This window comes from Mycobacterium sp., from assembly GCF_025965855.1.
Taxonomy (GTDB): Bacteria; Actinomycetota; Actinomycetes; order Mycobacteriales; family Mycobacteriaceae; genus Mycobacterium.
Window position 1 is genome coordinate 1 of sequence record NZ_JAOPWB010000188.1, and the last position, 18,445, is coordinate 18,445.

An 18,445-nucleotide genomic window follows, 5' to 3' on the forward strand; every position below is an offset into this window, starting at 1 on the left:
GTCAGACTTCAAGTAGGTCTCTCCTGCGGGTTTCGATTCGACTAGGCATCGACATCGAAACCACAGGAGAGGCCGCCACGGCGCTGACGCGCCGGGCGGGATCAAGGTAGGTCTGGGCAGATTCATGACCGCCTGCGGGCACTTTCGTGTCCGCCGGTGGGCAGTTCTTATTGGCCGCGAACGGGCATTTCCATGTCCGCCAGTGGGCATTTTTTCATGTCCGCCGACACAGGGTGCGGCGCTGGGAGCCGAGGATGCCAAACGGATCGGTCTGACGCCCCGCGTGTTCTTTCCGTTGTGTGCCGTGGGCAGTCACCCCATCTAATGACTCCCTAGGCAGGCGGTCACGCCGGGATGACCAGCGGGCCCACCAGACCGGTGCCGTCCCGCACGCGAACCGGAAGATGCGGGACGCCCCGGCTGTGCAGGTCGCGCACCATGCGCGGGTCGGCAACCAGGTAGTCCGACAGCACCACCAGATTGACGGCGTCGGGCGACACCCCGGCATGCGCCAGTTCGACCCTCAGCGCCCTCGTGCCGGTGAGCCTGACCCATAGGGCAGGCGGTAGGTGTACCGGCAACCGTCCGCAGACCGTCCGCAGTACTACTGGCAACAGCTCTCAGCAGCCAACAGAACCAACCGTCTGAGCTGGCGTTTTATCTGACAGCCAACGCAGCTTGGATCACCAAACGGCGAGAACAGCGGACTGCAAATCCGTCGGCTTACGCCTACACAGGTTCGAATCCTGTACCTGCCACCAACGCTCAGGGCGAGGGCGTTTCACCGGCTTCCCGCAACCTTGCCGGTGCCGCCTGGGCGCCGGGAGCGGAGAAAAGCGACTTCGGCGCGACCTGCGGCGACGCGGCGGGCTCGACGCGCTCCATCGCGCTCCGAAATGGCGAACCCACGGAACGCTGGGCGGACGCCTCCGGTGTATAGCGCGCGGCTTGCGGCACGGAGACGACCGGGTTCGCCGTCTGGGCTCTCATGCGCGGACCGGCGAACTGAGACTCGAAGTCGTGATCGGGCGGCCTGAGCACCTGACGCTCCCCAAGTCCACGGTCGAAGGGGCCGCCTGGGTCGAAGGGGCCGCCTGGGTCGAAGAGGCTCTCCGGGTCGAACCCGGTGGCTGAGATTTGGCTCGTGACATAGCTGTCGGGCGGTAGATCCACCCGCGGCGGCCACGTTGGGTCCGGTCCTTGACCGGCCTGCGTTTCCGGGGTGCTCTGGCCCCCGGTGTCGCCCCCGGACGGGACGCGCGGATCCTGCGGTCGCGCGGAACGTCTCCCGCCATCGTTGGCGGGTCGATTCTCAGCGGCGTTGGCCGGCTGTGCGTGCGGCCACTGCGCGGTCGACGCCTGCGGCGACCCCGGCCTTGCGCCCGTCATCTGCTCGAGGTACTGCCGCCACGCCTGGAGGTAGCCGAACAATTGCTGGGTGTAGTCAGCCGGCGCGGGAGGCATCGGTGCCACCGGAGCGGTGGGTGTCGGCGGCATCGGCGGTGTGGGTGGCATGAATGGCCCGGCCGCCGGCATGGACGGCACCGTGGGCATCGCGAAGGGGGCGGTCGGGAACGGTAATCCGGCCGTCATTGCCGTCCACTGGTCGATGAACTGTCGCCAGGTCTGCAAATAGGCGAGCAACTGCTGGTTGTAATCGGTTGTGGGCATGAACATTTCTTGACCTCCAGCGGGTGGCGGGATAAAGGACGTGGGATCGACGAAATCCAACGGATGCGGCAGCGACCGCTCGCAGTATCGCGAGTCGAGCGTGCGTACGGCCCGGGTGTCGGCCGGCTCGCGGTTTTCGATGTCGAACACGTAGCAGTAGTCACCGGCCGGTGTCGGCATCCGAATCGGGCTCGACATGCCTTGATCGAGGAAGCCGAAGGGAAACTCCCAGTTGAGCGTGGTCTTCTGCCGGCGATCGAGACCGCCCGATTTAACCCAGATGTAGTGGTCGAGGATGGCGTTGACGGCGTGCCGTCCCGACTCGCACGCAGCCTCCATCGACGTCAGCCGGGTGAACGTCTTGTTCCACGTGCCCGCGAAGACCACCGAATTGTTGTGCACCTGATAGCCGCCATGGCGGGCCTGCCAGACGTTCCGCTGCTCGAGATCTTCGAGCCACCAGTCGTCGGGCGGTGCGCTGCTCCAGGACGACCCGTGCGGATTCCACGGGTCGCTGCCGGGCCGATTGTTCCAGTCCCCGACGATGGGAACGAGATACGGTGCCTCGTTGAGAACCACGCGGCCCTGGCCCTGTCCGGGTCCGGTAGCCATGATCAGGTTGCGATCGAGCGCGTACCAGGCGGGCCACGGCATGACCTCCGCCCCGACGGATCCGGCGTTGCTCGTAAGCGCGGAAATGATCTGGCGCCATACCTCCGCGGCGATTTCGTCAGGAGTGCAGTCGCGGGCCGCCTTGCCCAGGTGGCTGGAGGGGGTATTGAAATCCCCGATGTCGACTGAGAGCACCGAGACGTGGCCGTCGCGGTCCAGAATCGGTCGCCGCTCCCACAATCCAGCCTGGTTGATTGACGACAGCGCCCACTCCGTGCCGGCGTACAACATGTGTCCCCGGAGCAGCTGAAATTCCGTGTCGAAGTAGTACTGGATGCCGCACAGTGTCTGGAACCGGTCCCATGGCACCCGTCCCAGCTCATTCATCGAGTAAGGATTTCGCCGCCGCTTGGGCCGGGTCGTGCCGGGCTGCAGGGGGCCGCCGGGCGGGGGAGGGATGGTGGTGAAACCGTCCAGCCTGGCCACGGTGCCGCCGGTGCCCGCCGCGCGCAGCGCGGTGGTGAGGTATTCGGCCGCCGGGGCGTCGACGGCAACGACCGTGTAGTCCGGAGTCAGCCCCGTACCGTCGGCCAACGTGATCTGCACACGGGGTCGCAGATGGGGTGGCTGAGTCGGGTCGAGTGCCGGAGGGTCGAGGCGAGTCGCCGCATTGCGGACGAAGCGGACGCCGAGTGCGACGAGGTGGCGATACCAGTGGTCGAACCACGACTCGGTGGTGGGACCGTTGAGCACTCCATCGGCCTTGTCGTCGCGGTCCATACTCAGGTACAGCTGCAGATACGTGCTGATGTTGGTGCGCGCGTCCCCCCAGAGTGCGTCGAGAGCGACCAGAACCCTTGGCATTTGGCGCAACAGCGCGTCGCAACGTGGTGTGTAAGAGAATTGGTTGATTCCGGTCATGCTGTCGTGTCCGACGAAGAAGTCGTAGGCGGACACGTTTTGCAGTTCCCGCGCCCGACGCAGCGGGCTGGTGACGAGGTAGCGCAGCATCCTGCTCTGGAAGGTTGTTGCGTCGCTGGGGGTGAGGCCCACCGTCGCGAGTTGGCCAAGGATCCCGAGAAACTCAGCGCCATTGCGTGGGAGTTCGCGCGGAAAGACGAGGGACGGTTTTCCGTCGATCGTGATGCCCTGGGTGATCACCCGCCGGACGTTGTCATAAACGGTGCGGGAAGTCGGTGTCCAGCCGGCCGTCCCATTGAGCTGGTAGACCGGGATGCGCTGGAACAGGTCCCAGGTGTGTAGGTAGTACGCCGGGAAGAAGCGAAAGCCATGCTCGCCCGCAACCGCTCGCCCAGTGGCACGTGGCTGGCCGCGTCGGCCCGGGAAGGGGCGCAGCTCGGCTCGGCTCCCGCCCTCCGCGCCCACCGTCGAGTACTGAGATGCGGCGAGGCCACCGAGCTTGACGGGCGGGTAGGTCCCTGCCGGCTCGGGTCCCAACCCGTTGCGCTCGTCCTGCCGTGCCTCGTACACCGTGACCACGAAGCCGCGCTCCGCCAGTTCCTGCGCGGCGGTGAGGCCCGCGATGCCCGCCCCGAGGACCGCCACGGTGGGGCGTCGTTCACAGGATGCCGGGGTCCGGATTTGCTCGCTCATGCGCCCGCCCGGAGTTCGGACAGCAGACCGGGCTGCGTGGACGCCCGGACCGCGGCGTGCACGTACGCGAGCAGCGAGTCGTGAGCACGCTGGAGATCGTCGAGCGAACCGCGAACCCAAACCGTGCCCGCCTCCACGGCGTCGCCAAGCCCCACCCTGGCATCGAGCAGATCGAGGATGGCGACTCTCGAAGCGACGATCCGGACCCCGGGCGTCTGCGCCGCACCATTGGACACCTGAAGTCGATCACCACCTCGAAGTGAAAACACCTCGCCGTCTACGTCGAGTTCGACCACCATCGGGCCGATCTCTGCTAACAGCAGTCGGTAACTTTTGGGCACCTCGTCCTGCAGGTGCTCGACCGAACGCCGCAATAGCGACGAAACCCGTTCAGCCATGGAGGAACTCGAATACACCGGTACCGACGAAGTCCAAGTCCTCGCCTTTTACCGTGCCGCTCGCACGGACAGTACCGTCTGTTTCACAGAGCACAGTCGATCGGTCGAGGCATACCTCGCTCGGTTGCGCCAGACGGGCATAAGAACGCGAGCGGAACTCGGCGTGCACCTTGTCGCCTGCCCGTGTCGCGGTGATCTCAATCCGTTCCGGCACACCCGGCACCTCGCCGTCCAGCAGCAGCCGCATCGGGGGCGGCAAGGTGCAGTCGGCCGCGCGGCCGAGCAGGCCGTGCATGCGCGCCTGCACCGCCGCGTGCCGGAATATCGCTGCGGGCTCATCGTGGTGCCAGACGTAGAGCGATCGGGACAGACAGCGCAGCCGCCTCCGGTCGGTTATCTGCACGAATACCATCGACCACGGGTCCCCAGGTCCGGTCGGCAAAATGGTGCCCCACGTCCAACCGAAGTCGTCGCCCCACCAGAACCGACCCCAGTTGTGATCGTGATAAGCAAGGCCGTCTTCCATCCGGTGTTCTCGGCCGCTGATACGTAGCCATCCGGCGGCGCGCAGCCTCGGTACGAAGAGCCAACTGAGGCGGCCCTCACCGGCCGGTTCGTTGCGAACCACGAATGGCTGGCTTGCCGAGGTGAAATGCAAATTACCCCGAATGCCCTTGTCCGGCAGGTCGATTGCCACCCGATAGCCGTCGGGTGTTATGGTCATCCGGTTGCCGCCGATTGTCAGTTCACCCAGGTCGGCCGAGACGTTCAGAGCGCGCCGGTCGAACCGCTCGACGGCGCCGGTCCAGGTCTCGTCGTGAGCGATCACGATGACGCGTGGCGCAAGCCGGACTTCGTCGGTGGCGAGCACTTCGTTGGTGAGGCTGAAGTTGATCAAGATCCGCACGCCACGCCCGTGGACCACGAAGTGGTGCCACTCCTTGAAACCCGTGGGCCGGGCAGTGGCCAGCACCGGGGCACGGAGGAAGTCGCTGCGTGCGAGCACTGCGCTCATCGCAGCCACCGCGTGGTCGGTGCCGCGGGCGGCGGCGCAACGGCAGCCGGATTCTGCTGTGCGATGGTCGAATTGGGTAATCGCTCGATCGCCGCACCGATGCTCGCAAGCCCGAGCAGGACGTGCACGAAGTCGTCCGGGTGGCGGGGACCCCCAGCTCGGCGGTCGACGTCGGCGGCCAGCGTGCGAACCACCCGGGCCAGCCCGGCGAGGCCAAGCAGGTAGCCAATGAAATCGCTTTGGTCGGCGAGCGCTTCGCGGGGATCGGTGAGCGTCATGCGAACCCCTCGGGCCGCAGGCGAGCCAGGATGGAATCGTCGAGGCCATGCCCGATGACGGCGTCGGCCAGCAGGTCCGCCCAGGCGTCGGGGCCGGCGTTGGGCGCGGCGGGACCGTCGAGAACGTTGAGGCTGACCATCTCCCAGACGCGTCGGAGGTTCTCCACTGCTTCGGAGGCGACCAACGCGTCGCGCAGCCGCGCCCCGCGGGGGGTGTCTGCGTAACGGCGGCCCTCGGCAAGGAGTAGGTCGTGCAGCCCTCGGGCGGCCGCTGGGTTACCCAGGACCGCGCGGCGCGCGCCAAGAAGCAGGTCGAACACGGTCCGCTCCGCCCCGCCGGCCTCGTCCGGCGGGGCCGGGTGCAACCGCGGGGCCTCGCGCTCGATGAGGTCGAGAGTGAGTTCGCGGATCCGCTCGAGTTCCGCCAGCATGCCGAGCAAGCCTTCGGGGTTCACCGGGTCCGCCCGTGTACGTAGTCCACGAGTGCGGCCAGCACGTCGCGGTGTCGGCTGCGCGGCAACCAGTCGAGGCAGGCCAGCACGGTGGCCGCCTCCTGGGCGTGCTGAGCTGCGACATCGCGGGCGTGCTTGAGCGAACCTACGCGATGCATCAACTCGTAGAGCCATCGAATGTCGTTGAGGCTCTTGGACTCCGAAGGATGGTGCCCCTGTAGCCGAGCCTCGATTTCGGCATTAGCGGACTGGGACAGTTGGCCGCTCGCGGTGAGCCGATCCAGCAGCTCGGTCAGCACCAACTCGCCATCGGCGCTCGGGCGGCGCCTGGCCAGAATCTGCACGGCGCGATCCATGTCTTCCGGTTCGGCACACCGCAAGGTGTGCAGCAGCATCAGGGTCCGCTTGCCCTCCCAGAGGTCGCCGCCGATCTCCTTGCCGTACTCCTCCGGGTCCGCCCGCAAGTTCAGCAGGTCGTCGGTGATTTGAAACGCCGCTCCGAGGTGCCGGCCGAGGGACTCAAGGGGCGCCAACCGCTCGGGTCCGGCGCCGGCGGCGATCGCGCCGGCCTGTAGCGGTGTGATGAACGAGTACCAGCTGGTTTTGAGTTCCACCATCTTGAGGTAGTCGGCATCCTCGAGCCGCCAGGTGTTGGACCGGACCCACTCGAGCTCCAGCGCCTGGCCGTCGACGGTGAGGCGGGTCATCTTGGCAACGGCTCGCAGGATGCGCAGGGCGGGCCCGAGCCCTACCCGCTCGACGTTGTCGAGCAGCGGTTGCAGCGAGAGCGACAGCATGGCGTCGCCGACATTGACGGCGATCGGCACGCCGTGGTCGATGTGCAGCGTGGGTTTGCCGCGCCGCCACCACGATTCGTCCTCGATGTCGTCGTGGATGAGAAACGCGTTGTGGTAGAGCTCGAGCGTCGCGGCGGTCGGCAGTACTGCCTCGAGATGGCCGCCCAGCCCGAGACAGGTGGCGATGCTCAGCGCCGGCCGAAGCGCTTTCCCGCCGCGCAGGGGGTAGTCGAGGATCAGGTCGTAGAGGCCATTCGGCCCGCGTTCACCCGGACCGTACAGCCGGTCGATCTCGCCGTCACAGGCATCCTTGCACAGGGCGAGATAGTCGTCGAGCGGATTACACGCCGTCGGGCTCGTACCGCCGTCACGTGATTCACTCTTTGAGAGCGACGAGGCCTGTGGCATCGGTGATCCTTGTCGCGTAACGGATCCGGGGGGAGAGCTGGATTGTGCCCGTGCTGGTTTCGCCGTCGACCTCCAGGCTGGGGAGGACACTGAATGCGAGGTCCAACGGCTCCTCACCGGGTGATGCCTCCGGCGCCGCGCCTTGCGCGATCCGCCGGCGACGGCCGATGAAGACCATCCGGACCTGCTTTTGGTTAGTACCGTCGAGCGGCTCGAATCGGTACAGCGAGTTGATGTTCGCCGCAGCCAGTATCTGCTGAAGGATGTTGTAATAGCCGCTGACCAACTGGTTGAGCTTTTGGAGCCCCACAGTATTGGTGATCAGGCAGGACGGCGCCCGATATCCGGCGCTCTCGACGAGCACGCGGGCGCCGATCAGCGAGTCCTGCAGGTCCTGGGCGCCGGTCGACGTGAAGGTGATGATATTGGGCGCCTTCGCGGCCGCGTAGCACGCCTTGAGGACGTCGGTGTCAAAGTTGTTGGCGAGGGTCTTGGTCGCTGCCATCACTCCGGTGAGCAGGGCATCGGGGGTCGGCGCAATCGCCTCCGCGACTGTTTGCTGGATCGTTGGCGGCGGAGGCGGAGACGGAGGTGGGGCGAGGGGTAGAAAGCCCGCGGACGTACCCAGCAGGCCATTGGCGACATTGAGCTGGCCGGGGTCGCCGGTGTCCCAATGCGGGATCGCCTGCCAGGCAATGCTGCACTGCGCGAGCGTCTCGCAAACTGCCTGGTTGGCAAGGGCCAAATACTCAGCTGTGAAGTACATGGTGCCACTCCTCGACCGCCCCCGACTATCGATCAAATCATGGCAGACAAGATCGACACGTGCGCAACTTATTCACCGAAGTTCAAAAAAGTGGAGTAGTGCACTACTTGTTCAGGAGCGCTATCTCCTGACCAGGGGTCATTTCACCGCGGGCCACCGCGTCGCAGTGCGCTAGATGCAATGGCGCAACGGGGTCCTCGGGCAGCAAGTCGCGGCATCGTTCGAAGGCGGCGCGCGCCCCGTCGACGTCGCCCGCGTCGAACAGTGCGAAGGCCTCGTCGAACGTGGGCTGCGCCGCGCGCTTCGCGGCGCGAAGTTGAGCCGAATCCTCGTCGTACACTTCGTAAATCGTCACCGGTCGCCGTCGGTTGACCACCATGACGCGCTCCATGCGACGGACGTCGAACTGCTCCGAATGAGCGAGGCGCTTATGCGTGCGATCGGAGATGAGCAATGCAGACCCGTAGCGCTTGTTGGTGCTTTCGATGCGGGCGGCCAGGTTCACCGCATCGCCAATGATGGTGAGCACCATGCGGTTGACCCCACCGACGAGCCCAACTCCCACCGCGCCGGTGTTGATGCCGATTCCCGCCCGCAGTTCCTCGGAGCCGAGCGCCGTCCGTTCCCGATTGTGCTCGCGCAATGAGCGCAGTATGCCCAGTCCCGCCCGGACGGCGTCGGGCTCCGAGTCGAAAACGGCGACGATCTCGTCCCCCCGCACGTCTTGGATCATGCCGTTGTAACTGATGATCGGGAGCTCGACGGCCCGCAGAAAGCCCATCGCCAAGTTGCTCGCCTCCGCGACGTCCATGTCTTCGAGCATGGTCGTGTAGCCCCGGATGTCGCTGATGAGCACCGTCATCTCGCGTTCGACCTGGTAGCCGGCGCGGACGCGGCGAAGGTCATCGATGTCGAGGATGCGCAGCAGTTCGTTGGGCACGAATCTCGATTGCACGTCCATCAGGGATTGTCGGTACTCGTCGGCGGCCCGGAGTCGGGCCTCGAGCTGGAAGTTCCACAGGGGGGCGGCGGCCTGGGCGCACAGGAAGGCGACCGCCTCCTCGTGCTCGGCGCCGAAGTGTCTGCCCGACTCGTCCCGCTCGGCGTAAATCACGCCGATTGTTGTGTCGTGCAACCTAATCGGAACGACGAGGACGGAAAGAGTCGCGGCCTGATGGTCGGCGGCGACGATGACCGGGGAGCCACCGTCGATCGCGCGGCGCACGATATCCCTGTCGTAGGACACCTCGGTCCATGGGCCGTCCACGATCGAAATGTCGCCGTGATCATGGATGGCCCGGACCGACAGATTCTCCGCCTCGCCGGTGATGAACAGGACGCGGCCCGCATCGGTCGTGTCCGCGACGGAGCCCAGGATGATGTTGGCCAAGCCGTCCGGGGTCCTCGCCCCCGACAGCGCGTGCAGAAGCTGATGTGCGCCGACCGGGTCGATCCCGGCCGTTCCGGTCTGGACGAGATCGCGTCTGAGTAGCCAAGGATGCTCCCGCGCGAGCCAGTCCGTGCGCGCCACGAAACCCAGATTCAGCCAGCGCTGGTACGCCGACCGCAGCATGTGTTCGCGAAGCGTCTTCCGCCCGATGTCGGCATAGAGCGCGGCGGCCTCTTCGTGGGCGCGCGCACTAATCGTTGGAAGCCGGTTCTCCTCGGCAAGCTCAATCGCTTGGTGAAGGTAGCGCTCTGCCTTGGCGTGTCGCCCGCGCGCTCGCGCCCACGCTCCCTGGATCAGGGCATACGGTGCCGCGTAGTTTTCCGGTGCGCCCGCCGCCCACTTGCGGTGCGACGCCAGTGTCTGGCGCACGAAGTGCTTGGTCGAGGGCTCCCGGGGCGCGCACTGGATCATGCTGAGCGCGCCGACCAGGTAGACAAGTTGTGAGGCCGCGATGCCGGCCAGACCACCTAGATGCTCGATTGCCTCTGACGTGGCGGCGACCGCGCCGGCGTGGTCGCCGGACCAGAAGTGCAGGCCCTGCTTCATGGCTGCGGCTGCGCCGACGGCCACCTCGTCGCCCTCACGGCGCGCGCCCGGCAGCACCTCTCGCTCGTCGTAACCGCTCTCGCCGGCGAGGAGGAAGGGATCGGCGGTGCGGCCCATCAGATTGAGGCAAAGCTGCTGCATAGCCTGGCAAAGAGCGCTGGACACGGGCTGGGAACGGATGTGGGGGATGAGGGAGCTGGCGAGGGCGTCGATCTCCGGGAGCGGACGACCGACCCAGAATGACTGGGACAGCAGGACCGCGACCAGGAGTCCGGCGTTTTCCTGGTCGCCCTGGTCGAGTGCCTCCTCGACGGCATCGCGAAGCTCGCCTAAGCCGTCGCGGAGGGGGTGGCGCCAGTGGTGGATGTAGTCCAGGTGCATGAACACCGTCTGCGGCCGGGCCTCGCGGAATTCCGGGCGCTCTGCGAGCAGCATGCTTACCTCGCCGAAGCGCTGGCTGCCCGCGTGGTCACCGAGCAGCACCAGGACAATCCCGTAACCGGCGATGACCAGCGGCGAGGACGGCGTGTGGCCGTGGGCCAACGTGAGGTCGAGTTGCTTTCGCACGAGCAAGGGCAAGAGGTTGGGCCGGATGAGGACCGACATGTTGCATAGCTCGGCAAGAATCCGGTGGAGTGCGACGACCCGCTGGTCATCGCAGTGCGGTAGCGCAAGCAGCCGCTCGTTGCTCCAGCGGCGCATTGTTAGCCTCATCCGAACCAGGGCGTTGCCCATCCGCGGCTTGCCCGCGTCGGCCGGCATTTTTTCGCCCAGCTCATCGAGCGCCCGCAGCCCGATCTCGAGCGCCTCCTGGAGACGATTTTGTGCGACCCGTCCCTTGATCCGGAGGTACGCGAGCCGCGCGCGGTCGGCCGGCTCGTGCAGCACCTGCTCGGCCTCGTCGAGCAGCGCATGCAGCACCGCCACGTCACCGACCAGGAGTGCGGCGTCCGCGGCGTCGAGCTGCAGCTCGCGGGTCAGGGCAAGGTGAGTGGACCAGCGCGGTTCGCCGAGGAGGTCCAGAGCGTTCCGGCAGTACTCGAGCGCCAACGGGAACGAGGCCTGCGCCTTCGCCTTTCGTGCCGCGCGCCGCAGCACCTCGACGAACCGGACGCGCTCTGTGTCGTCGGCGAGCCCACGTCCGCCGATGCCGACGTGGCGCGCAGCCTCGAACAAGCGGTCGTCCCCGTGCTCGACCAGCCGCCGGCCGATCCCCAGGTGTGTCGCGCGTTCGGCATCGTCGGACAGGCCGTCCCGCGCCGCCTCGGCCACCCGGTCGTGGCTGAAGCGGTACTGGGCGTCGCGACTGATCGCGTTGGCGATGCGCCTGCCACCGCTGTCGACGGCCTCGAGCAGTCGTAGCTCGAGGCACGCCCAGAGCGCCTGGGCCACCACGTCGGGCGGTTGCGCGGCCGCCGCCGTCGCGTCGGCCAGGTCGAACTCCCCACCGATGCACGACAGCGAACGCAACACCGCCCGATCGCTCGGGCGCAGCTGGTCGAGGTAGCGGCCGAGGAACTCGGCGGCCGTGGCGGAGACCTCGATCGACGCGAGGATGCGCAGATCCCAACTGGGACGCCCGCCGGCGCCCGCGGGGGTGAGCGCCCCTTCGCGTTGCGCGCGGTACAGCAGCTGACGAACCTGCAGCGGGTTGCCCCCGGTCCGATGCTGGAATTCGGCGGCCACATCACCCAGCTCCACGCCCCGGCCCGAAACCGCGGCGAGTAGCTCCTCGACGTCCTCGCGGGCCAGCGGGCCGAGGTCGATGCTGCGCAGGCTCGGAGAGGTGAAACCCGCTGAGCCCGAATCGAATTCACCCGCGCGATGCGCACCGAGCACCAACACGTTGCGGATCGATACCGTCAACAGTTCGCACAACAGCAGCAGCGTGTCCCGATCAGCCCACTGCAAATCGTCGATCGCCAGCACCACGGGCCGGTAGGACGCGGTATCCGACAGCAGGCGGATGACGGCGCGGTGCAGCCGTCGGCGAGCGTCCGCCGCATCGAGGTCTGTCACATGCGAGGTCTCGCCGAGCACTCGTGGCAGGTCGGGCACGAGCTCCCCGAGGACGCCGGCGATCGAAGACATCCCGCCGACGATGTCCGCACGCCAGCGGTCACGTTCGGCCGGCCCGGTGGCCTCCATAGCGCGGACGAGTGAGCTGAGCGCGTCTCCCACCGCCGAGTACGGTGCGGGCGCGCCGTCGCGGCACCTCCCGTAGGCAAACACGCAGTCGCGCCCGGACACCTCGACGCCGAAGGCCTGCATGAGCATCGACTTGCCGACTCCCGGCACCCCGCTGAGCAGGACGCATTCTCCGCCGGCGCGTCCTGCCGCGTCGACGGCGGTCCGTAGTTCGGTGAGCTCCTGCCGTCGGTCAACCAGACGGCCATCGAGGTCGAGCGCCGGAGCCGTCACGGCGCGACGCACACGATGGTGGGCGCCGACCGCCGGACGCCGCTGCACGGGGATCGCAAGGTGAAGCGCATGTGCATGCCGAGTCCCCTCTACCGGAACTGTCGACCCATCGTAGTGACAGGGACGCCCGCAGCGGAACTATGCGGATCTGGTCGGCGTGTTATTGGAGGGGATAGCCCACCGCAAACACAGCCCGAGCCGAAGTGTTGGGGCTGACGTTGCTTCGCAAGCCAATTGATTGAACCCGCGCGGCGCCGCGCGCGGGGAGTGGTGTTTGCTAAAGCACCCAGGCTGTCGCCGAGTGTGCTCGCGCATTCAGCGCTAGCAAAGCATCTTGCCGCCGGGCCGCAGTCAAAGCCGAAATATCTTGTAGCACCATATATTTCATAGGATGAAACGTCTTGGGTCGGCGCCGGTTGGTGATGACATCCGATGGCGTGCGCCGCCGGGAGCCGCTGCCACCGCAAACTGGGTCTGGCGCCAATCAACGCTTAGGTTACCCTTACCTAGTCTGTGGGCCGGTTGGCGCGGACGCTGCCATCGCACGAAGGAGTTGGTCGAGGGTGACCGATACAACCACGCCGGTGACGGACGCGGTCGACGCGTCGTCGGCGTCGCGCCGCGGTCGGTGGCTGCGGTGGGGACTGCTGACGGTATGGGGCCCCGGCCTCGTCGTGATGCTGGCCGACACCGACGCGGGATCGCTGATCACCGCGTCGCAGTCCGGCGCCCAATGGGGCTATCGCATGGTGCTGCCGCAGCTGATCTTGATGCCGATCCTCTACGTCGTGCAGGAAATGACCGTGCGGCTGGGCATCGTCACCCGGAAGGGGCACGGTGCGCTGATCCGGGAACGGTTCGGGCGCTTCTGGGCGTGGGTCTCGGCGTTCACCCTGTTCGCGTCGTCGATCGGGGCGCTGCTGACCGAGTTCGCCGGCGTCGCGGGGGTCGGGGAGCTCTTCGGCGTCTCGCGCTGGGTCAGCATCCCGATCGCGACCGCGGCGCTGCTGGCATTGGCGTTGACCGGCAGCTATCGGCGCGTGGAGCGCATCGGCTTGGTCATCGGCGTGGCCGAACTGGCCTTCCTGGTCGCCATGGTGATGGCGCGGCCCGACCCCCACGCCCTGCTGGAAGGCCTGAAGTCGATGCCGCTGGGCAACTCGTCGTATCTGCTGCTGGTCGCGGCGAACGTCGGCGCCGTCATCATGCCGTGGATGGTCTTCTACCAGCAGGGCGCGGTGGTCGATAAGCACTTGTCCGTGGCCACGATTCGCCAGGCCCGCCACGACACCGCCGCCGGCGCCGTGCTGACCCAGCTGATCATGATCTCGGTGGTGGTCACCGTGGCCTCGACGATCGGGGCCCACAACGGCGAGACGGCGCTGAACACCGTCGGCGACATCGCCGGCGCGCTCACGCCATACCTGGGCCGCGTCGGCGGCACCGTCCTGTTCGGCCTGGGCATGCTCGGCGCGGCGCTGGTCGCCGCGATCGTGGCCTCCCTGGCCGGCGCGTGGGGACTGTCGGAGGTCTTCGGCTGGCGCCACACCCTCAACCAGCGGCCCAACCGGGCCACCGCCAAGTTCTACATCACCTACGCGCTCGCCCATCTCCTCGGCGCCGCGCTCGTCCTGGCCAGCGTCGACCTGGTCAACCTGGCCGTCGACGTCGAGGTGATGAACGCCCTGCTGCTACCCATCGTGCTGGGCCTGCTGCTGGCGCTGGAGGCGCGGGCGCTGCCCGAGGAGTGGCGCATGCGCGGACCGCGCAAATACATCGCGCGCACCCTGTGTCTCGTCGTCATGGGCTTCGGGCTCTACATGGTCCCGCAGGCCCTCGGTTGGTCCTGAGTCGTTCAGAACCAGGGACCCGGAAAGTGGCCGTCCTGGTCTTGCACCATCACGATGTCCTTGCAGTCCCCGTTCAAGGCGGCGGCATTCTCACCGCGGCACACCAGCGTCCAGCCCGAGATCCGCGCGAAGGGCCGCACGGACCAGGTCGTCGAGACCGGATCGGGGGCGGGCAGGGCGAGGACGGCGAAGGTGTTGCCGACGTTCGTGATGTAGAGGTGGTCTTCGAAGAAGGCCAATTTCGCGATCGACATATTCTTCGCGTCATCCCGCGTCTTCAGCAGATCCCAGTGCTGTGTTCGCAGGTTCCACACCCCGAACCCGAACTGCGAATTATCCGAGTTGCGTGCGTCGACGAACAATTTCCCGTCCGACAATGTGGCGGACAATCCGCCGCCGGAAAGCCTGTCCGAATCGCCAACCTTGACAAGGGATTTCGCGTTCAGGTCATAGAACATCGTCGACACGACCGGCGGGTTGTACGAATCCCAGTGCGTGATCTTCACCAGCTTGTCCGGGCCGTCGGACAACTCGCCATCCACGGTCCAGATGTCGTTGTCCTGATAGATCGCTTCCCCGCTCGGCCGGCGCAGCTCCGCTCCCGACGCCTTGGCGGCCTCGGTGTTGCTGGTGTTGCGTTGGAACGAAAGGACGTCCTGCCACACCCGGCCGGGCTGCGGGTCGTTCCACATCATCGAAAGATCGTTCCCGGAAAGGATGACGGTCCGCGGCGGCGACGCGGCGCTGTGCCCGTCGGTGAAGGCGTTCACCCATGCGACCCCGGACGCGGTCGCTGCCAAACCCCATTCGTTCGCCGCGGACAATTTCAGGTCGGGCGTCGGCGGCTGCAGCTCCTTGGTCACCAACGGCTGGCTCGTCTTGAGGTCGAACGCGTACGCGGTGGCCTTCGTGACTTCGGGTTCTGACCCTTGCGCCGGCTTGGCCGTCGCCACCACGTAAACGACCCTCATATCGTCGGCCGTCCCCGTCAACGCGCAGATGCCACCCGTTAAATTCTCGCCAGCCGGGACGGCGGGAACACCCGGCAGCACGTATTGACCAGTTTTCGTGTCGAATACCTTGGGTCGAATGTCCTCGAGCGCCGATTTCTTCTGTGCGAATTTCTCGGGACATCCGACGTATGCCGTCCCTCCGTAACTTTTCCAGTCCCTCTCCAAGGGACCTGTCACCGGGGGCGGCGCGGGTGCCGCACTTGTCGTGGTCGCCGCGGTGGAAGTCGAGGTGGTCGGCGTGGCCGCGGGCGGATCCGCGGTTTCCGAACACGATGCGACGACGAGACAGACAGCCGCCGCGATCAGGGCAAGCCGGTGTGTGGGCACAGTTCGCCCCCGAATCCCACGCATCAACAAAACCCCCGTTAAGTTCGTGTAACCAACGAGCGTAAAGCCGGCCCGGACCGACCGCGACTTATGTGCAGCGGTCTTTGTCACACGTGGTACACCGAAAGCCATGAGCAGCCTTGCCGACGAGACCCGCTGGATGGACGCCACGGACCAGGCGACGCTGGTGGCCAAGGGCGAGGTCACGCCCAGTGAACTGCTCGAGGCGGCGATCGAGCGGATCGAGCGGTCCAACCCCGCGTTGAACGCTGTCGTGATCGAGTGGTTCGACCACGCCCGATCCCTGGCCGCCGATCCCGACCTGCCCCAGGGCCCGTTTCACGGCGTCCCGTTCTTGCTCAAGGACCTCTATACGAGCTTCGCCGGTCAGACCCTGTCCAACGGCAACGTCGCGCTGAAAGAGGCGGCCAAGATCGACGCCGCCGACACGACGTTGGTCGCCCGGTTCAAGGCGGCCGGCCTGGTGATCGCCGGGCGGACGAACAGCCCCGAGATGGGCAGCCTGCCGACCACCCAGCCGCTGGCCTGGGGGGCGACCCGCAACCCGTGGGCGCCCGATCGCACGCCGGGTGGCTCCAGCGGCGGCGCCGCCGCAGCGGTGGCCGCCGGGATGGTGCCGTTCGCCAACGCCTCGGACGGCGGCGGCAGCATCCGGATCCCGGCGTCGTGCTGCGGGCTGGTGGGACTCAAGCCGAGCCAGGGACGGATCACGGTCGGTCCCGTCCGCGCCGAGGCGGGGCTGGGGGTCGAGCTGTGCGTCAGCCGCACGGTGCGCGACACGGCACGGCTGCTCGACGCGGTGCGGGGTCCCGGTGTCGGCGACTCCGTCATCGCCCCGGCGCCACAGCGGCCGTACACCGACGAGGTCGGCGCCCACCCGGGCCGGTTGCGCATCGGGCTGCTTGACGTGCATCCACGCGGCGACTTCTTGCACGAGGACTGTGTCGCGGCGGTGCGCGCCGCGGCGTCGATGCTGGAGGGACTCGGCCACACCGTCGAGCCGGCGTGGCCGGCGTGCCTGTCCGACACCTCATTAGTGGAGAAGTTCATGGCGTTGTGGGCGACGCAGATGGCGATGGCCGCCCGGGGGTTCAGCGAGACGCTCGGACGCGAGGTGACGGCGGAGGACATCGAGCCGGTGAACTGGGTGCTCGTCGCGCAAGCGCAGCGGTTGACCGCCGTCGACTACGCCGCGGCCCAGCAAGCGGTCTACGCGTTCCGGCGTGCGCTGCAGCAGTGGTGGGCCGACGGCTGGGACCTGCTGCTCACGCCGACGGTGGCCGAACCACCGGTGCCGCTGACGGAATTCGAGAACAATCCCGAGCGGCCGACCGCACCCATGCGCCGCGGCGGGCAGTTCGCGGCTTTCACGCCGCCGTTCAACATGAGTGGGCAGCCGGCGATCAGCCTGCCCCTGCACCGCAACGCCGAAGGCCTTCCCATCGGCGTCCAGCTCGCGGCCGCCTACGGGCGTGAGGACGTGCTCATAAGCGTCGCGGCACAATTGGAGTCGGCCCAGCGATGGTCGTCGGTTCACCCGGCAATCGCCTGATGGGGCTTGCTATCGGTGAGCGGGGATTCCCAGCACATGCTCGGCGACGTAGTTGAGCGCGAATTCGTTGCTGACCGGTCCGGATCGCGAAAGGCGCGCATCGAGGTACACGTCTAGCCAGCCCTGCCGCTCGTCCCAGGCGTCGGCGCCGAAGACTTGCACGGCGTGGTCGACGGCATCGAAAGCGAGATCGGCGGTCAGCAGTTTGGCCATGTTCGCCTCCCCGGCCAAGGCGGATCCATCGGCGTCGGCGTCGAAGCGAGCAGCGGTGCGGTACACCAGGAGTCGCACCGACTCCAGGCGGGCGTGCAGACCGGCCAACGGATGCCCGATCGCCTGGTTGGCGCCGATCGGCGAGGCGCCCGCGATGACGCGTGCTTTGGCATGCTCCACAGCGCGCGACAGCGCGTAGCCGGCGATGCCGATGCACAACCCGGCGGTCAGGACGCGTTCAACGTGGGTAAATGGCCATATCACCAAGAGGCCCTGCCCCTCGGCCCCTACGAGTTCCTCGCACGGGACCCGCACGCAATCGAGTTCGAGGCTGTACTGCTTCACGCCTTCCCGGTAACGCATGGGCAGCTCGGTCATCGTGGCGCCGGGCGCGCGGGGATCGACGAGGATCGTGGTGTAACCCCCGCGTTGCTCCTCGGCCGTTGTCGCACGCCCAAACACCAGCACTCGATCGGCGGCGTCCAGGCCGGAGGTGATGCTCTTGAAGCCCCGAACCACGAAATGGCTTTCGTCACGACGAATTTCGGTCTCAGAGCGGAACACATTGTGGCCCGATTGCGCCTCGGTGGTTGCCATCGCCAACAACGCATCACCGCGAGCGACCCGGCGCAGCCAGGTCCGCCGCGCCGGCTCGGGACCGGCTTGGTTGATCGCATACGCTATGGCCGCTGACAGGACGGGCATCCATAGCAGGACGTTCTCGCGAGCAAACGCTTCCAGCACCAACGTCATCCCCAGCAATCCGCCCTCGGCGCCGCCGTACTCGGCGGGCAACACCAACCCGGGCCATCCGCGCTCGCGGAAGATGGACCACAGGTCGGGATGCAACTCGCCGTGGTCGAGGAAGTGTTGGCGAATCTCGCGAGATCGCGGTGCGAATCGTGCGGCGATCTCCCGTGCATCGGCCTGCAATTGCGCATGCGCCGACGGCAGGCCGAACGGCCCGGCATCGACGGTGACGGTGGACGAAGTCATGGTTTCTCCGATCGCAGAGTAGTACTCCGGAGTATTACTCCTAGA

12 protein-coding genes and 1 pseudogene are annotated in these 18,445 nt (G+C 67.0%); 2 read left to right on the forward strand and 11 right to left on the reverse strand.

What is annotated here, in order from left to right; all coding sequences use genetic code 11:
* Positions 1 to 350: 350 nt before the first annotated feature.
* The 9 genes and pseudogenes from JWP83_RS15735 to JWP83_RS15775 form a co-directional block, all read right to left on the reverse strand.
* Positions 351 to 509: pseudogene (locus JWP83_RS15735) on the reverse strand (cyclodehydratase); the annotation flags it as partial.
* Between the two features lie 256 nt (positions 510 to 765).
* Positions 766 to 3,897 carry an NAD(P)-binding protein gene (locus tag JWP83_RS15740; RefSeq protein WP_297731541.1) on the reverse strand — a complete coding sequence of 1,044 codons (3,132 nt, stop codon included), beginning with the start codon at positions 3,895 to 3,897 and terminating at the stop codon, positions 766 to 768.
* Positions 3,894 to 4,295 (reverse strand): SCP-2 sterol transfer family protein, encoded by a 402-nt coding sequence (locus JWP83_RS15745; protein ID WP_297731543.1) that lies wholly within the window; start codon positions 4,293 to 4,295, stop codon positions 3,894 to 3,896. Before JWP83_RS15745 ends, JWP83_RS15740 begins: the two co-directional genes overlap by 4 nt.
* Entirely contained in the window at positions 4,288 to 5,310 is a 1,023-nt protein-coding gene (locus tag JWP83_RS15750; protein WP_367185646.1) for a hypothetical protein, read from the reverse strand. Before JWP83_RS15750 ends, JWP83_RS15745 begins: the two co-directional genes overlap by 8 nt.
* Positions 5,307 to 5,588: a hypothetical protein gene (locus JWP83_RS15755; protein ID WP_297731550.1), complete on the reverse strand. Its 282-nt coding sequence runs from the start codon at positions 5,586 to 5,588 to the stop codon at positions 5,307 to 5,309. The genes JWP83_RS15750 and JWP83_RS15755 overlap by 4 nt, the downstream gene beginning before the upstream one ends.
* Positions 5,585 to 6,043, reverse strand: coding sequence for a hypothetical protein (locus JWP83_RS15760; protein ID WP_297731552.1), 459 nt, complete (start codon positions 6,041 to 6,043; stop codon positions 5,585 to 5,587). The genes JWP83_RS15755 and JWP83_RS15760 overlap by 4 nt, the downstream gene beginning before the upstream one ends.
* On the reverse strand, positions 6,040 to 7,245 hold the full coding sequence (locus JWP83_RS15765) for a polyprenyl synthetase family protein (protein WP_297731554.1): 1,206 nt from the start codon (positions 7,243 to 7,245) through the stop codon (positions 6,040 to 6,042). The genes JWP83_RS15760 and JWP83_RS15765 overlap by 4 nt, the downstream gene beginning before the upstream one ends.
* Entirely contained in the window at positions 7,214 to 8,011 is a 798-nt protein-coding gene (locus JWP83_RS15770; RefSeq protein ID WP_297731556.1) for a hypothetical protein, read from the reverse strand. Before JWP83_RS15770 ends, JWP83_RS15765 begins: the two co-directional genes overlap by 32 nt.
* Before the next feature lie 103 nt (positions 8,012 to 8,114).
* Positions 8,115 to 12,428 (reverse strand): AAA family ATPase, encoded by a 4,314-nt coding sequence (locus JWP83_RS15775; protein ID WP_297731557.1) that lies wholly within the window; start codon positions 12,426 to 12,428, stop codon positions 8,115 to 8,117.
* A 563-nt stretch (positions 12,429 to 12,991) separates the two neighbouring features.
* Between JWP83_RS15775 and JWP83_RS15780 the strand changes: the two genes are divergently transcribed.
* A complete protein-coding gene (locus tag JWP83_RS15780; RefSeq protein ID WP_297731559.1) occupies positions 12,992 to 14,278 on the forward strand; it encodes an NRAMP family divalent metal transporter in 1,287 nt (428 codons plus the stop codon).
* A 5-nt stretch (positions 14,279 to 14,283) separates the two neighbouring features.
* Here the strand turns inward: JWP83_RS15780 and JWP83_RS15785 are convergent, their stop codons facing one another.
* Positions 14,284 to 15,642, reverse strand: a complete 1,359-nt coding sequence (locus JWP83_RS15785; protein ID WP_297731560.1) for a hypothetical protein — start codon at positions 15,640 to 15,642, stop codon at positions 14,284 to 14,286.
* A gap of 106 nt (positions 15,643 to 15,748) precedes the next feature.
* Between JWP83_RS15785 and JWP83_RS15790 the strand changes: the two genes are divergently transcribed.
* A complete protein-coding gene (locus tag JWP83_RS15790) occupies positions 15,749 to 17,191 on the forward strand; it encodes an amidase (RefSeq protein WP_297731562.1) in 1,443 nt (480 codons plus the stop codon).
* Between the two features lie 9 nt (positions 17,192 to 17,200).
* Here JWP83_RS15790 and JWP83_RS15795 read toward each other — a convergent pair whose 3' ends face one another.
* Positions 17,201 to 18,400, reverse strand: coding sequence for an acyl-CoA dehydrogenase family protein (locus JWP83_RS15795; RefSeq protein WP_297731564.1), 1,200 nt, complete (start codon positions 18,398 to 18,400; stop codon positions 17,201 to 17,203).
* Positions 18,401 to 18,445: the final 45 nt, after the last annotated feature.